The sequence below is a fragment of the Streptomyces sp. NBC_01304 genome, assembly GCF_035975855.1.
Classification (GTDB): Bacteria; Actinomycetota; Actinomycetes; order Streptomycetales; family Streptomycetaceae; genus Streptomyces.
This window is the reverse complement of the sequence record NZ_CP109055.1, coordinates 4,945,976-4,961,546: the sequence shown is the minus strand read 5'-3', so window position 1 is coordinate 4,961,546 and position 15,571 is coordinate 4,945,976. Positions and strand designations below refer to the sequence as shown.

The 15,571-nt window shown below is 69.0% G+C and carries 13 protein-coding genes and 1 pseudogene; 9 read left to right on the top strand and 5 right to left on the bottom strand.

Translation table 11 applies throughout. The features are described from left to right. Window positions 1-144: 144 nt before the first annotated feature. Together OG430_RS21795 and OG430_RS21790 are read right to left on the bottom strand one after the other, a co-directional pair. On the bottom strand, window positions 145-639 hold the full coding sequence (locus tag OG430_RS21795; protein WP_327354232.1) for a GNAT family N-acetyltransferase: 495 nt from the start codon (window positions 637-639) through the stop codon (window positions 145-147). A gap of 44 nt (window positions 640-683) precedes the next feature. Next, window positions 684-1,523: an AraC family transcriptional regulator gene (locus OG430_RS21790; protein WP_327354231.1), complete on the bottom strand. Its 840-nt coding sequence runs from the start codon at window positions 1,521-1,523 to the stop codon at window positions 684-686. 60 nt (window positions 1,524-1,583) lie between these two features. On the opposite strand from OG430_RS21790, the gene OG430_RS21785 reads away from it, so the two are divergent. Further along, on the top strand, window positions 1,584-2,165 hold the full coding sequence (locus tag OG430_RS21785; protein WP_327354230.1) for a TIGR03086 family metal-binding protein: 582 nt from the start codon (window positions 1,584-1,586) through the stop codon (window positions 2,163-2,165). 4 nt (window positions 2,166-2,169) lie between these two features. Here OG430_RS21785 and OG430_RS21780 read toward each other — a convergent pair. Both OG430_RS21780 and mgtA read right to left on the bottom strand, forming a co-directional pair. Continuing rightward, a pseudogene (locus OG430_RS21780) lies at window positions 2,170-3,247 on the bottom strand (magnesium and cobalt transport protein CorA). A gap of 194 nt (window positions 3,248-3,441) precedes the next feature. After that, a complete protein-coding gene (gene mgtA, locus OG430_RS21775) occupies window positions 3,442-6,162 on the bottom strand; it encodes a magnesium-translocating P-type ATPase (protein WP_327354229.1) in 2,721 nt (906 codons plus the stop codon). Window positions 6,163-6,566: 404 nt separating this feature from the next. Here mgtA and OG430_RS21770 point away from each other — a divergent pair, with 404 nt between their 5' ends. Next, window positions 6,567-7,082: a hypothetical protein gene (locus tag OG430_RS21770; protein ID WP_327354228.1), complete on the top strand. Its 516-nt coding sequence runs from the start codon at window positions 6,567-6,569 to the stop codon at window positions 7,080-7,082. Window positions 7,083-7,157: 75 nt separating this feature from the next. Here OG430_RS21770 and OG430_RS21765 read toward each other — a convergent pair whose 3' ends face one another. Then, window positions 7,158-7,754, bottom strand: a complete 597-nt coding sequence (locus tag OG430_RS21765; protein ID WP_327359181.1) for a hypothetical protein — start codon at window positions 7,752-7,754, stop codon at window positions 7,158-7,160. 128 nt (window positions 7,755-7,882) lie between these two features. Between OG430_RS21765 and hemL the strand changes: the two genes are divergently transcribed. The 7 genes from hemL to ccsB all read left to right on the top strand — a co-directional run bounded on the left by hemL (window position 7,883) and on the right by ccsB (window position 15,559). Next, window positions 7,883-9,199, top strand: a complete 1,317-nt coding sequence (gene hemL, locus OG430_RS21760) for a glutamate-1-semialdehyde 2,1-aminomutase (RefSeq protein ID WP_327354227.1) — start codon at window positions 7,883-7,885, stop codon at window positions 9,197-9,199. Further along, window positions 9,196-9,879 carry a histidine phosphatase family protein gene (locus OG430_RS21755; RefSeq protein ID WP_327354226.1) on the top strand — a complete coding sequence of 228 codons (684 nt, stop codon included), beginning with the start codon at window positions 9,196-9,198 and terminating at the stop codon, window positions 9,877-9,879. Before hemL ends, OG430_RS21755 begins: the two co-directional genes overlap by 4 nt. Window positions 9,880-10,067: 188 nt before the next feature. Next, on the top strand, window positions 10,068-11,273 hold the full coding sequence (locus OG430_RS21750; RefSeq protein ID WP_327354225.1) for a hypothetical protein: 1,206 nt from the start codon (window positions 10,068-10,070) through the stop codon (window positions 11,271-11,273). A 66-nt stretch (window positions 11,274-11,339) separates the two neighbouring features. Beyond that, window positions 11,340-11,945 (top strand): TlpA family protein disulfide reductase, encoded by a 606-nt coding sequence (locus OG430_RS21745; protein ID WP_327354224.1) that lies wholly within the window; start codon window positions 11,340-11,342, stop codon window positions 11,943-11,945. A gap of 6 nt (window positions 11,946-11,951) precedes the next feature. Next, on the top strand, window positions 11,952-12,734 hold the full coding sequence (locus OG430_RS21740) for a cytochrome c biogenesis CcdA family protein (RefSeq protein WP_327354223.1): 783 nt from the start codon (window positions 11,952-11,954) through the stop codon (window positions 12,732-12,734). Between the two features lie 3 nt (window positions 12,735-12,737). Then, complete coding sequence (gene resB / locus OG430_RS21735; RefSeq protein ID WP_327354222.1) at window positions 12,738-14,456, top strand: cytochrome c biogenesis protein ResB; 1,719 nt, start codon at window positions 12,738-12,740, stop codon at window positions 14,454-14,456. After that, window positions 14,453-15,559, top strand: a complete 1,107-nt coding sequence (gene ccsB, locus OG430_RS21730; RefSeq protein WP_327354221.1) for a c-type cytochrome biogenesis protein CcsB — start codon at window positions 14,453-14,455, stop codon at window positions 15,557-15,559. Before resB ends, ccsB begins: the two co-directional genes overlap by 4 nt. Window positions 15,560-15,571 lie beyond the last annotated feature (12 nt).

The following is a 15,571-nucleotide window of genomic DNA, read 5'->3' as shown; positions in this document are numbered from 1 at the left end:
CCGGGTCCTTCCGGGAGCGGGAGTGGTGAGGGGCGACACTGGCCCCTGCGTGACACATTCTCTGCGTCACGCAGATAAATGTGCGGGAAGGCCCCGGGTGCTGTCAAGCGAAAACCCCCGAGCGACCCCGAGCGACCCCGAGCCCTAGAGCTCGACCCTCCAGTCGTTCGACTTCAGCCAACTCCCCTTCGGATACTCGAAGTCGACCTCCCCGAGCAGCTCGAACCCGGCCTTGCGGCAGATCGTGTTGGAGGCGGGGTGGTCGACCGAGGGGAACGCGTGCACCGCCGGGTGCCGGCCCGCCGCGCGTGCCCGCTCGACGGCCAGGCGGGCCGCCGCGACCGCTATGCCCCGGCCCTGGAACTCGGGCAGCACCCCCCAGCCGGTCTCCCATACCGCGCGGCCGCGCCACTCCCGCTCCCAGTACCCGATCGTCCCCACCGAGGCGCCGCCCTGGGTGATCCGGAACATCCGGCCGCGCTCGTCCAGCGTGAGATAGCGGCGATGGCGGTCGACGAGCTGCTCCTCGCTCTCCGGGCCGCCCAAGTGGTCGGTCATCTCAGGTGCGTTGGTCCGCTCGAGCAGCCAGAAGTCGCCCTCCGACCAAGGGGCCAGCGTCACATCGGTGGAAGAGTCCATGCCCTGCACGGTAGGCCCCACCACTGACAATCGCCCCGGCCTCCTCAGCTCCGCAGTGCGTACGCCGTCGGCGGCACCCCCACCGTCGCCGTGAAGTCCCGCACCAGATGGGCCTGGTCGGCGTAGCCGAGGTCCGCCGCGAGTGCCGCCCAGTTCACCGCGTCCGTCGACTCGGCGCGCTCCAGGGCCTCGTGGAGCCGGTAGCGCAGGATGACCCACTTGGGCCCGACGCCGACGTACAGGTGGAAAAGGCGCTGCAGCGAACGCACCGAAAGCCCCTCGCCGCGCGCGACTTCGGCGACCCGCAGCAGTGTGTGGTCGGCCTGGATCCGCTCCACCACGGCCATTGCCAGGTCGGCCCCCGGATCGGGCCGCGGCCCGATCGACGACAAGAAGGCGTCGATCGCCGCCACGCGCGCGTGCTCGTCGTCCGGGCCGAGGATGCGCGCCGGGGCGCCCGCCACCACGGCCGCGGGGAACACTTCGGCGACGACGAGCCGCCGCCCCGTCCAGTCGGCCACCGCACGCCCCGGCGCGAACGGCCGGAACCCGCCGGGCCGGAACTTCACCCCGCACACTCGCCCGACGCCTTCGAGCCGCTGCGCGAACAGGTCGAGCCCGGTCCCCGCGACCTCCCCGAACTCGGCCTGCCCGTGCAGCCGTTGGAAGACGACATTGACCGCGGGATGCGGGACGACGTGGGAGACGTACGGCTGGGGCAGATCCCAGTCGATGAGCCAGTAGAACTCGACGTACGGCCGCAGCGCCTTTGCGGGCAGGTGGCGCCGGAAGTGGACGCGGGAGAGGAGCTCGGCGGCGTCGAGGATGCCCCTGGTGCCGCCCTCGGGGCCCTGGATTCCCGGAACTGCCTGGTCAGGTGCCATGGCGGGATTCTGTCGCGTTTCTTCAAGCCGCGGCACCCGACGGATTCGTACGGTGGACGCATGACGAAGAAGATCAGCGACCTCCTCGACATCGCGGGCACCAAGGCCGTCGCCGTTCTGGGCGGAATCACGGACGACCGGCTCAAGGACGCGACGCCCTGTGCCGAGTACGACGTACGCGGACTGGTGAACCACCTCTTCCATGTGGTGGTGCACTTCCAGCTGGTGGGGGCCAGGAAGCCGTACGACAAGTTCGACGACTCGGTCGACCACGTGGGCAGGGGCGCGGACTGGCGCGAGCGGTTCGCCGTGGAGACGGGCAAGTTGGTGGAGATCTGGGCCGCGCCCGGCGCGGACGAGGGCACCGCGGGATCCCTGGACATGCCCGCCCGTACGGTCATCCACATGGTCCTCGGCGACCTCACCGTGCACGCCTGGGACCTGGCCACGGCCACCGGGCAGGAGTACGCGGCCGACCCGGCGGTGCTCGAAGAGGTCGGGCCCGCCCTTGCGGAGATGGCTCCGCAGGCCCGTCAGGCAGGGGTCTTCGGCGAGGCCGTCGACGTACCGGAATCGGCCACGGAGCTGGACCGCGTGCTGGCCGCCACCGGCCGCGACCCGCGGTGGACCCGGCCCGCGTAAAGGGCTACAGCCACCCCTTGCGCCGGAAGTTCCGGTGCACCAGGAAACAGGCCATCGCCGTAAGGCCGACGATCAGCGGGTAGCCATAGGTCCACTTGAGCTCCGGCATGTGCTCCGCACACCATCGTCGGCACGGCGATGACCGCGGCCCAGGCCGTGATCTTGCGCATGTCCTCGTTCTGCGCGACGGTCACCTGCGCCAGATGCGCCTGCAGGATCGAGTCGAGCAGCGCGTCGAAGGCCGCGATCTGCTCGGTGGTGGTGGCGAGATGGTCCGCGACGTCCCTGAAGTAGGCCTGTATGTCGGGGTCGATCAGGGTGTCGGGACGGGTCGCGAGATAGCCGAGGGGGCGGCTGAGCGGGGCCACGGCCCGCTTCAGCTCCAGGAGTTCACGCTTGAGCTGGTAGATCCGGCCGGCGTCGGCGCGGCCGTCGGTGGGGGAGAAGACCTCGGTCTCCACGGCCTCGATGTCGTGCTGCACGCAGTCCGTGACGCGCAGATATTCGTCCACCACGTGGTCGGCTATCGCGTGCAGCACCGCTGACGGGCCCTTGGCGAGCTGCTCCGGATCGGCCTCCAGCGCCTCACGGACCGGGCCGAGCGAGCCGTGCCGGCCGTGCCGGACCGTGATCACGAAGTCCCGGCCGGTGAAGACCATGATCTCGCCGGTGTCGACGACCTCGCTGGTCGCGGTCAGCTCGGCGTGATCGACGTAGCAGACCGACTTGAAGACGGCGAAGAGCGTGTCGTCGTACGGCACGACCTTGGGCCGCTGATGCGGGTGCGCGGCGTCCTCGACGGCCAGCGGGTGCAGGCCGAACGGCTCGGCGAGCTCGGCCAGTTCCTCGGCGGACGGCTCGTGCAGCCCGACCCAGACGAAACCGTCGCCCTCCTTACGGACGCGCCGCAGCGCCTCCGCGGCCGAGGAGACGGGACCGGCCCAGCCGTCCGGGCGGCGCGCGCCGTCCTGGTAGACCACGCAGTTGACCACCGCGCTGCCCAGCGGGGACCGGGCCGGGTGGCTGAGGTCCACCCCGCCCTTGTAGGCGCGGCGCGCCATGCGGCGCAGGCTGCGGATCATCGGCACGTACGGGCTCCCTCCCGAGGTTGACCGCCCAGTGTGCCACCGGTGGCTGAAACCGAGCGACGACGGCCGCTCTCCGTGAGCGGAGAGCGGCCGTCGTGGTCCGGGATTCCGGGGTCAGCTGCGACCCAAGGCCGGCAGCAGGCGGATCGCGCGCAACACGCGAATGATCGCAAGAGCGGCCATATCGCTCACAGCCAGGTGTGGAACTTCTTGATGTACCAGGTCTTCACCAGCTGCGTCAGCGCGCAGTAGGCGAGCAGCGTCCCGATCAGCCACGGGAAGTAGCTCATCGGCAGCGGCACGAAGCCGAGCGCCGAGGCCAGCGGCGAGAAGGGCAGGAAGATGCCCGTCGCCATGGCCAGGACCGTCATCACCATCACCGGCCAGGACGCCCGCGACTGGATGAACGGGATCTTCCGGGTGCGGATCATGTGGACGATCAGCGTCTGCGAGAGCAGCCCCTCGATGAACCAGCCGGACTGGAACAGCGAAGCGTCCCCGACGGTGTTGGCCTGGAAGATGTGCCACATCACCAGGAAGGTGGTGATGTCGAAGATCGAGCTGACCGGTCCGATCGTGACCATGAACCGGCCGATGCCCTTGGCGTCCCAGTTCTGCGGCTTGCGCAGGTACTCCTCGTCCATGCGGTCCCAGGGCGTGGCCAGCTGTGCGATGTCGTACACCAGGTTCTGCACGAGCAGCATGATCGCGAGCATCGGCTGGAACGGCAGGAACGCGGAGGCGACGAGCACCGAGAAGACGTTCCCGAAGTTCGAGGAGGCCGTCATCTTGATGTACTTCATGGTGTTGCCGAAGGTCGTACGCCCCTGGATCACGCCCCGCTCCAGGACCGTCAGGTCCTTCTCGAGCAGGATGATGTCCGCGGACTCCTTGGCGATGTCCACGGCCGTGTCGACGGAGATGCCGACGTCGGCGTCGCGCAGCGCGGCGGCGTCGTTGATGCCGTCGCCGAGGAAGCCGACCGTGTGTCCTTCGGCCTGCAGCGCTCGTACGATACGCGCCTTCTGTACGGGGTTGACCTTGGCGAACACCGTGGTGCGGGCGGCGAGTTCACGCAGTTCTGCGTCGCCGAGCGCGTCGATGTCGGCGCCCATGACGACCCGGCCCACGTCGATGCCGACATCGGCGCAGACCCGGGCCGCCACCAGGTCGTTGTCGCCGGTGACGACCTTGACCTTGATGCCCTTGTCGGCGAGACCCTGCAGCGCGGTCTGGGCGTCGGCCTTCGGCGGGTCGAGGAAGGCGAGGAACCCGATGAGGGTGAGCTCGGCCTCGTCGGCCACGGTGTACGTGTCGCGCGGCGTCGGCAGCGTACGGGTGGCGACGGCAAGGACCCGCAGCCCCTGCCGGTTGTTGTCCTCGGCGACCCGCGTGACGTGCCACTTCAGCTGGTCGCTGAGCTCGACGCGCTCGCCGCGGTCCGTCATGTGCGTGCACAGGTCGAGGACTTCCTCGACCGCGCCCTTGGTGACCATGATGTGCTCGGGCCGGCCGACGTCGCCGAGCAGCCCGTTCCGGTTGAGGACGACGGACATCCGGCGGCGGGCGAAGTCGAAGGGGATCTCGTCGACCATCGAGAACCGAGCGTCGACGACAACCTCCTCGGCCTCGTCCATGCGGTCGATGACGGCCTGGTCCAGGAGGTTCTTCAGCCCGGTCTGGAAGTGCGAGTTGAGGTACCCGTACTCCAGGACCTGGGTGTCTTCCTTGCCGTGTACGTCGAGGTAGCGGTCGAGGACGATCCGGTCCTCGGTCAGCGTTCCCGTCTTGTCCGTGCACAGGACGTCCATCGCGCCCAGGTTCTGGATCGCGTTGAGCCGCTTGACGACGACCTTCTGCTTGGACATGGCGACCGCGCCGCGCGCCAGGTTGGCGGAGACGACCATCGGCAGCATCTCGGGGGTGAGGCCGACCGCGACGGCGATGCCGAGCAGGAACGCCGCGTTCCAGTCGCCCTTGGTCATGCCGTTGACGACGAACACGACCGGGACCATGACCAGCATGAAGCGGATCAGCAGGAAGCTGACCTTCCGTACGCCGGTGTCGAAGTTGGTCTGCGGCCGCTCACCGACGAGCGAGCCGGCCATCGAGCCGAAGTAGGTGTCCGAGCCGGTGGCGACCACAACTCCCGTCGCCGTACCGGATGTTACGGACGTCCCCATCAGGCACAGATTGTCGGCCTCGACCGGGTCGCTGGTCGCCAGCTGCCCCTGGTCGTTGGTGCGGGTGTCGGCCTTGGCGACCGGCAGGGACTCGCCGGACAGGGCGGCCTGGCTGACGTTGAGGTCCTTCGAGGTGATCAGGCGCAGGTCGGCGGGGATGAGGTCGCCGGCCGCGAGCTTCACCAGGTCGCCGGGGACGACCTGGTCCATCGGGATCTCGAGGGTGGTCGGCAGGTGCCCGCGGCCGCTGCGACGCTGCACGGCGCACGTGGTGGTGACCAGCTTCTTCAACGCGTCGGCGGCCCGGCCCGACCGGTACTCCTGCCAGAACCGCAGCAGCCCGCTGATGACGACCATCGCGGACAGGATGATCACGCCCGGGTCGGCGGGGTCCTGCCAGTACATGACGGCAGCGAGGAAGACGAGGATGCCGATGAACGGGTTGGCGAAGGCCTTGGCGAGCTGGACGTACCAGGCCGGGGCGCCCTCCTGGGCGACGACGTTGGGGCCGAAGTCCTCCTGGCGGTCCAGGACGTCGGCCTGGTGCAGTCCGCTGCGGTCGGCCTTCAGCTCGGTCAGGACATCGCTCGCGGGCTTGGCGCTGTACGCGGCCAGCTTCTCGCCGACGAGACGGGTACGGGTCTCCAGCTCGGCGGCCTTGCGCTCGCGGCGGGGACGGGTGCCCTGGCCCGGTGGGGCGAGCTTGGGCGGGGTGAGCATGGTCATGGCAGAGAGCTCCTTCTAGGCATTCCTTGGGAGAGGGGAAGGGGGTTTCGGGCATGGCGGGGCCCCGGCACGACCGCGGGTGCGGGCATGCACGACCGCGGGTGCGGACATGGGGGTGCCGTCATGGGGGCGCCGTCAGGTGTGGCGCGGGGGGAATTCAGGGCGCGGGGCTACCCGGAGAGGGTCAGCGGGCCGGCCGGTCGCCGCAGGTGCGGCGAGGACTTCGGTCGGGACTCATTCCCGAACACCTCCTCGCATCGCACGGGCATGATGGACGCGAGCCGCCCAGGTCGGGGGCCTTATTTGCGCCATGACGAAAGTAGCATCTATTTGCGTCCCGGCGAAACTAGCGAGGTCAGGGGCTCGGTGATGCCGGATGCGGGGAACCGCCTTACGGTGACGTCATGAACACTGGCAGCGACAGCAGTGGCATAGCCCCGGGCCGTACCCGGGACCACAAGGGCTCCCGCCGCAGGCGCCTCGCGGCGACGGCCAAGGTCCGCGCCCGCCGCGTGGAGACCGCGCTGGACAAGATGCGGGCCAGGGCGGCCGACGCCCTCGCGCCGGACCCGGACGTGGTGCTCGCCCATCATGAGGCGGTGCGGGACGCCGAGCGGGAAGTGCGCGAACTGGACGCCACGGGGCGGGTGTTCAGCCGCCGCGACACCGGGGCCCAGGTCCGCATGCGCGACACGGGTGCCCTGGCCGGGCGGTCGGACCGTTATGAAGTCGAGTGCCTCACCCACCAGGGTGACCCGCTGTTCTTCGATGACGCGGCGGCGGCGTCGCGGGCGGCGAAGGAGTCCGACGTCTGGTGCGAGGGCTGTCGCCAGCTGGCCATGTCGCCCTATTCAGTGCGGAACAGGATGCGTAAGCGGCTGGCCGGGATCAAGGGCGGGCGGGCTGCCCGGCCTGCGTAGAAGATCGGGGGCTGCGCCCCCGGACCCCCGAATCGGCCTTCGGACTCTGTCCTCAAACGCCGGACGGGCTGAAAACTAAGGCCAGACCAAGCAGTAAGGCTGATGCCCCGCCTCGTGCAACCGATGGCTGAAGTCCTGCCACTCGTGCAGCAGTTGGTACACGTTGAACGCGTCCCGCGGCCCACCCCGGTCCGGGACCGTCGACCAGATGAACGCGGCCGCCCCGACCGCCTCTTCCCCGATCCCCCGCAAGGGGTCGACGACCGTCATCGGAAGCTTGACCACCGCGTAGTCCGGGTGCAGGACGACCAGTTCGAGCGGTGGCACCTTGTGCAGGGGTATGCCCTCGATGCCGGTGAGGACCATCGCGGCCATCGTCTCCGGCTTGATCTTGGTGAACATGCCGCCCATGCCGAGCTCGTCACCGCCGAGCTCCTCCGGGCGCATGGAAATCGGCACCCGGGCCGCGGTGGCCCCGTCGGGAGCGCCGAAGTATTTGTAGGTCACCCCCACTCGGCCACTCCTGCTTTCCGCCGCCGACTGCGCCTGCGTGGGCGCATGCTCCTCAGGAAGGCCCTGCTCGTCTCGCCGGTGCTTCCCCCTGCGGGCACGTCGCGGTCCGAGGGCACCCTGACCGTCGGTCCCCTCGCCCAGTCCGCCACCGCGATGCATATCTCCACCCGACCACTCGCGGCCCCAACCGCGCAACCCGATCATCGTGTCAGTGACCTCCCCCACGGCCGCACGACGAAACGTGCGGTGAAACACCTGTCCGCAGGATGTCCGAAGGCTCTGACACCATGGCATGTGTGAGCTTTCCCTATGACGCCCCAGTTTCGCAGACGCTTTTCGACCGCGCGTCCCTCGTGACGCCCGGCGGCGTGAACTCTCCCGTGCGCGCTTTCCGCGCTGTGGGGGGTACGCCCCGTTTCATGGTGTCAGGTACGGGTCCGTACCTGACCGACGCCGACGGCCGCGAGTACGTCGACCTCGTGTGTTCGTGGGGCCCGATGATCCTCGGCCACGCGCACCCCGAGGTCATCGCCGCCGTCCAGGAGGCGGTCGGCCGTGGCACCTCCTTCGGTACGCCGGGTGAGGGCGAGGTCGCGCTCGCCGAGGAGATCGTGGCCCGGATCGAGCCCGTCGAGCAGGTCCGCCTGGTCTCGTCCGGCACCGAGGCGACGATGTCGGCCATCCGTCTGGCCCGCGGTTTCACCGGCCGCGCCAAGGTCGTGAAGTTCGCCGGCTGCTACCACGGGCACGTGGACGCGCTGCTCGCGGCGGCCGGCTCGGGCGTCGCGACGTTCGGGCTTCCGGACACTCCGGGGGTCACCGGCGCGCAGGCTGGCGACACCATCGTGCTGCCGTACAACGATCTGGACGCGGTGCGGCAGGCCTTCGCCGCGCACCCCGGCGAGATCGCCTGTGTGATCACCGAGGCCTCGCCGGGGAACATGGGCGTGGTGCCGCCGCTGGGCGGCTTCAACCAGGGCCTCAAGGACCTGTGCGCGGCCGATGGCGCGCTGTACATCTCGGACGAGGTGATGACCGGTTTCCGTACGTCGAAGGCCGGTTGGTACGGCGTGGACGGGGTGAAGCCCGACCTGATGACCTTCGGCAAGGTCATGGGCGGCGGCTTCCCGGCCGCGGCCTTCGGCGGCCGCGCGGACGTCATGGGGCACCTCGCCCCGGCCGGCCCGGTCTACCAGGCGGGCACGCTGTCCGGTAACCCGATCGCGACCGCCGCGGGCCTCGCCCAGCTGCGGCTGCTCGACGACGCCGCGTACGCCAAGGTCGACGCCGTGTCGAAGCAGATCCAGTCACTGGTCACCGCGGCGCTCACCAAGGAGGGTGTCGCGCACCGGCTGCAGACCGCGTCCAACATGTTCTCCGTCTTCTTCACGGAGAACGAGGTGCGCAACTTCGACGAGGCCAAGGCGCAGGAGTCGTTCCGCTTCACCGCGTTCTTCCACTCGCTCCTGAGCGACGGGGTGTATCTGCCGCCGTCCGCCTTCGAGTCGTGGTTCGTCTCGACCGCCCATGACGAGCGGGCGATCCAGCACATCGCGGATGCCCTGCCGGCGGCCGCCCGAGCCGCCGCGGAGGCCACCGCATGAGCACGAACGAAGACCTCACGGTCGTCCACGTGATGCGTCACGGCGAGGTGCACAACCCGGAGGGGATCCTGTACGGGCGCCTGCCCGACTACCACCTCTCCGAGCTGGGCCGGCAGATGGCCGACCGCGTCGCCGACCACCTCGCCGGCCGCGACATCACGCATGTCGTCGCCTCCCCGCTGGAGCGCGCCCAGGAGACGGCCACGCCGATCGCCAAGGCGCACGGCCTGGACCTGGCGACGGACGAGCGCCTGATCGAGGCGGGCAACGTCTTCCAGGGCAAGACCTTCGGCGTCGGTGACGGCGCGCTGAAGAAGCCGGAGAACTGGAAGCACCTGGTCAACCCGTTCAAGCCGTCCTGGGGCGAGCCGTACGTCGAGCAGGTCGTCCGCATGATGGGCGCCCTCGACGCGGCGAAGGACGCGGCGCGCGGGCACGAGGCGGTCTGCGTCAGCCACCAGCTGCCGATCTGGATCGTGCGCTCCTTCGTGGAGAAGCGCCGCCTGTGGCACGACCCGCGCAAGCGGCAGTGCACGCTCGCCTCGCTGACCACGTTCACCTACCGCGGCGACAAGATCGTGTCGGTCGGGTACACCGAGCCGGCCCGCGATCTCGTCCCGTCCCATCTGCTGGCCGGCGCCAAGCCGGTGAAGGGCAAGGACAAGGCGTTCGGGGCGTAGCCGCACACCGGGCGGGGCGCAGCCGCACATCGAGCACAGACCGAAGGGGTCGGGCACCTAGCAGGTGTCCGACCCCTTCGCTCGTAAATAACTTAAAATTTGCAGAAGTTCCCGGAACCTCCGTGTTCGTCCCGTCCTCTAACGGGGCGCCCAACTTGTATGGGGCGAAGCGCGGAAAAGGGGACGATATGCGCCAAATCACTCGAAGGGGAGCTCTCGGGCTGGGACTTGGAGTCGCGGCGGCCGGAGTGGCCGGCTGCTCCACGGGTGGGGACAACACCCACGACACCCAGCCGGTCGGCAACCCCGGCGCCCAGAAGGACGGGAAACCGATCGGTGACGGTTCCACCTCGTACACGGGGAAGCAGCCGAAGCAGCCGAAGAAGCCGGTCCCCCTCGAACCCGGCGAGACCCCGCCGCAGTTCGTGATCTTCTCCTGGGACGGCGCGGGCGAGGTCGGCAACGGGCTGTTCCCGCGCTTCCTCAAGCTCGCCGAGGAGCACGACGCGCGCATGACCTTCTTCCTCTCGGGGCTCTACCTGCTGCCCGAGTCGAAGAAGCGCCTCTACCAGCCGCCGAACAACGCAGTGGGCGCGTCCGACATCGGCTACCTCACCGACGACCACATCAAGGAGACCCTGAAGTACGTCCGTCAGGCATGGCTCGAAGGTCATGAGATCGGCACGCACTTCAACGGGCACTTCTGCGCCGGCACCGGCTCGGTCGCCAACTGGACGTCCGCGCAGTGGCGCAGCGAGATCGACCAGGCCAAGTCCTTCGTCAAGAAGTGGCGTACGAACACGGGGTGGACGGACCTTCCCCCGCTCCCCTTCGACTACGACAAGGAGCTGGTCGGCGGCCGCACCCCGTGTCTGCTCGGCCAGAACAACCTGCTGCCCGTCGCCCGCGAGCTCGGCTGGCGCTACGACGCCTCCTCGCCCGGCGGCCGCCAGCGCTGGCCCGAGAAGAAGCTGGGCGTGTGGGATCTGCCGCTGCAGGCCATGCCGTTCCCCGGGCACTCCTTCGAGGTGCTCTCGATGGACTACAACATCCTGGCCAACCAGTCGCAGAACTCCACGAAGGCGCCGCCCGCCAACTACCCGGGCTGGCGCAAGCAGGCGGCCGAGTCGTATCTGGCCGGATTCGAGCGGGCGTACACGACAAATCGGGCGCCCTTCTTCGTCGGCAACCACTTCGAGCAGTGGAACGGCGGCATCTACATGGATGCGGTCGAGGAAGCCATGAAGAAGATCGCGGACAAAAAGGACGTACGCCTGGTGTCCTTCCGGCAGTTCGTGGACTGGCTCGATGTGCAGGACCCCAAGGTCCTGACCGCGCTGCAGTCGCTCGACGTCGGCCAGAAGCCCGCAGGTGGCTGGAAGAACGCGGCCTGAACTGGGCGTTCCGCGCACTTCGGGGGGTGCCCAAGATCCCCCAAACGGACATGCGAAACTTTTCACATGAGCCTTAGTCGTCCTGCCCTCCGACGCACCCTGCTCGCCGCGGGAGCCGCGGTCGCCGCGCTCACTCTCGCTGCCTGCAGCGGCGACGGCGGCACCCAGGGAGGGTCCGGGAACAGCAACTTCGTCTCGGGCAAGGACAGCATCGAGACGGTCGCCAAGGCCGACCGCAAAGAAGCGCCCACCCTCGACGGCGAGATGCTGGACGGCAAGCGGCTCGACACGTCGAGCTCCGCGTACAAGGGCAAGGTCGTCGTCGTCAACGTGTGGGGCTCCTGGTGCCCGCCGTGCCGTGCCGAGGCGAAGTACTACGTCAAGTTGTCCAAGGAGATGAAGGACCAGGGCGTGGAGTTCGTCGGGATCAACACCCGCGACCCCAACAAGGGCCCGGCCATCGAGTTCGAGAAGGAATTCGGCGTCGAGTACCCGAGTTTCTACGACCCGGCGGGCAAGCTGATCCTGCGCTTCAAGGGCAATCTGAGCCTGCAGGGCATCCCCGCGGTCCTCGTCATCGACCGCGACGGCAAGATCGCGGCCCGCGCCCTGGGCGGGGTCAACGACAAGCATCTGCACAAGATGATCGACCCGCTGATCGCGGAGAAGTGACCGGCCGTGCACATCGCACCAGCGGCTGAGACACTCGCCGCCGAGTTCGGACGGAACGAGACCGTGTTCAGCGGGGCGCTCCTCCTTGCCCTGCCGATCGCGCTGTTCGCCGGCCTCATCTCGTTCTTCTCGCCGTGCGTGCTGCCGCTCGTGCCGGGATATCTGTCGTACGTCACCGGGGTCAGCGGCGCCGACCTGGAGGAGGCCAAGCGGGGCCGGATGGCGGGCGGTGCCCTGCTGTTCGTGCTCGGCTTCACCGCGGTCTTCGTCTCGTTCGGCGCGGCCTTCGGCGGCTTCGGGGCGACCCTGTTCGAGCACCGCGAGGTCATCTCCAAGGTGCTCGGCGGGCTGACCATCCTGCTCGGCCTGTTCTTCATGGGCGCGATGCCCTTCTTCACCCAGCGCGAGTTCCGCTTCCACAAACGGCCGGTGACCGGCCTGCTCGGGGCGCCCATGCTGGGCGTCCTGTTCGGCCTCGGCTGGACCCCGTGCATCGGCCCGACCCTCGCCTCGGTCATGGCGCTCTCCTCCAACGAGGCGAGCGCGGGCCGCGGCGCCACCCTCACCGTCGCCTACTGTCTGGGCCTCGGCCTGCCGTTCATACTCGCCGCCGTCGCCTTCCGTCGTGCGCTCGGCGCCTTCGCCTGGGTGAAGCGGCACTATGTCTGGGTCATGCGCATCGGCGGCATCATGCTGATCGCGACCGGCCTGCTGCTCGTCACCGGAGCCTGGGACCGCATCGTCGCCGAGATGCAGGTCTGGACTTCCGAATTCACCCCCGGGATCTGACCCATGAGCCAATCTGAAACCGACGAGCGAGAGCTGGGCGCCGCAGGGTCCCAGCTGTCCACCGCCCCCCAGGAGGACGCGCCCGCCGCGGGCCCCTCCCTCGGCGTCATCGGCTGGGCCCGCTGGTTCTGGCGGCAGCTGACCTCCATGCGGGTCGCGCTGATCCTGCTCTTCCTGCTCTCGCTCGGCTCGATCCCCGGCTCGCTCGTCCCGCAGACCAGCGTGGACGAGATCAAGGTCCGCGACTTCAAGGCGGCCCACGAGACGCTCACTCCGATCTACGAGAAGCTGCAGCTCTTCGACGTCTACAGCTCGGTGTGGTTCTCCGCGATCTACATCCTGCTGTTCGTCTCCCTCATCGGCTGCATCGTGCCGCGCACCTGGCAGTTCGTCGGCCAGCTCCGCAGCCGCCCGCCGCGCGCCCCCGGCCGCCTCACCCGGCTGCCCGCGTACGCGACCTGGCGCACCGAGGCCGAGCCCGAGCAGGTCCGCGAGGCGGCCCTCGCGATGCTCAAGAAGCGCCGCTTCCGGGCGGACGCCACGGGCAATGCGGTCGCCGCCGAGAAGGGCTATCTGCGCGAGGCCGGCAATCTGCTCTTCCACATCGCGCTCATCGTGATCCTGGTGGCCTTCGCCGTCGGCCAGCTCTTCAAGTCCGAGGGCGGCAAGCTGGTCGTGGAGGGTGCCGGCGGCGGCTTCTCCAACACCCTCACGCAGTACGACAACTTCAAGTCGGGCAGCCTCTTCGACATCGACGACCTGGCGCCCTTCAGCTTCGAGCTCGACAAGTTCGTGGCGACGTACGAGCGCAACGGCCCGCAGAAGGGCACCCCGCGCACCTACGAGGCGCACGTCAGGTACGCCGAGGGCGCGGACGGCAAGGACAAGAAGGCCGTCGTCGAGGTCAACAAGCCGCTGATCGTCGACGGCTCGAAGGTCTACCTCATCGGCCACGGCTTCGCCCCGGTCGTCACGGTCAAGGACGGCAAGGGCAAGGTCGTCTTCACCGGCGCCGTGCCGCTGCTGCCGATCGACTCCAACGCCACGTCCACCGGCGCCATCAAGGTGCCCGACGGCTACCGCAACGCCAAGGGCGAGAAGGAGCAGCTCGGCTTCAACGCCTTCTTCGTGCCGACCTTCGCGGGCGACGGCAAGGGCCAGATGTTCTCGCAGTTCCCGGCCGCCGACTACCCGGTGCTCGCGCTCTCCGCGTACCACGGGAGCTTCGGCAGCCTGGGCATGGACTCGGGTCTGCCGCAGAACGTGTACCAGCTGAACACCGACAAGATGAAGGAGTTCAAGGACAAGAACGGGGACCTGCTCAAGAAGCGCATGGTCCCCGGCGAGACCATGGAACTCCCGGACGGCGCGGGCTCGATCACGTACGAGAAGGAGCTCAAGGAGTGGGCGACCTTCCAGGTCTCCCAGCAGCCGGGCAACGACCTCGCGCTGCTCGGCGCGGCCGCCGCGCTCGCCGGTCTGGTCGGCTCGCTGTTCATCCAGCGGCGCCGGATCTGGGTGCGTGCCTCGCGCGGCGCGGACGGGGTGACCGTCGTCGAGATGGCGGGGCTCGGCCGGGCCGAGTCCGCCAAGCTGCCGGAGGAACTGGCCGAGCTGGCAGCCCTGCTCAACGCCGAGGCGCCGACGGCGCCCGAGCCTGAGCCCGAGCCCGAAGAATCAGATGAACCCGATGTCGTTCCTGCCGAAGGGGCTGGGAAGTGAATCTCGCCGCCACCAACGAGAGCATGGCGAACATCAGCAATGTGCTGGTCTATTCGTCGATGGCCGTCTACACCCTGGCCTTCCTCGCCCACATCGCCGAGTGGATCTTCGGTAGCCGCAGCAAGGTCGGCCGCACCGCCGCCGCCCTCACCGGCAAGGCGGCCCCGGCCTCCGCGGTGCAGGTCCAGGTCAAGCAGAAGGGCGGGGGCACCGCCGTCATGGAGCGCCCCAAGGTCGTCACGCGCTCCGCGTCCGGCACCCGGGACGTCCCGGACGGCCCCGGCGCGCACGGCGGTGACGAGCAGGGCGACATGTACGGCCGGATCGCCATCTCCCTCACCGTCCTCGCCTTCCTCGTCGAGGCGGGCGGCGTGGTGGCCCGGGCCGTCTCGGTGCAGCGGGCGCCCTGGGGCAACATGTACGAGTTCTCCCTCACCTTCTCCACGGTGGCGGTCGGCGCGTATCTGGTGCTCCTCGCGCTGAAGAAGAACATCCGCTGGCTCGGCCTGATCCTCGTCACCACGGTCCTGCTCGACCTCGGCATCGCCACCAAGTGGCTCTACCTGGACAGCGCCCCGCTGGTCCCGGCGCTCGACTCGTACTGGCTGTGGATCCACGTGTCGACCGCGATCATCTGCGGCGCGATCTTCTACGTCGGTGCGGTGGGCACGGTCCTCTACCTGTTCCGCGACTCGTACGAGGCCAAGCTGGCCGGCGGCGGCAAGCCCGGCACCTTCGCCACCTCGGTCATGGAGCGGCTGCCGTCCGCGGCCTCGCTCGACAAGTTCTCGTACCGCATCAACGCCGCGGTCTTCCCGCTGTGGACCTTCACGATCATGGCGGGCGCGATCTGGGCGGGCGACGCCTGGGGCCGCTACTGGGGCTGGGACCCCAAGGAGGTCTGGTCGTTCGTCACGTGGGTCGCGTACGCCTGCTACCTGCACGCGCGCGCCACGGCCGGCTGGAAGGGCCGCAAGGCCGCCTATCTGGCGCTGTTCGCCTTCGCCACCTGGCTGTGGAACTACTACGGCGTGAACATCTTCCTCAGCGGCAAGCACAGCTACGCCGATGTGGGCATGGCGCTCAACGTCGTGGGGTTCTGACCCGCCCCGGAG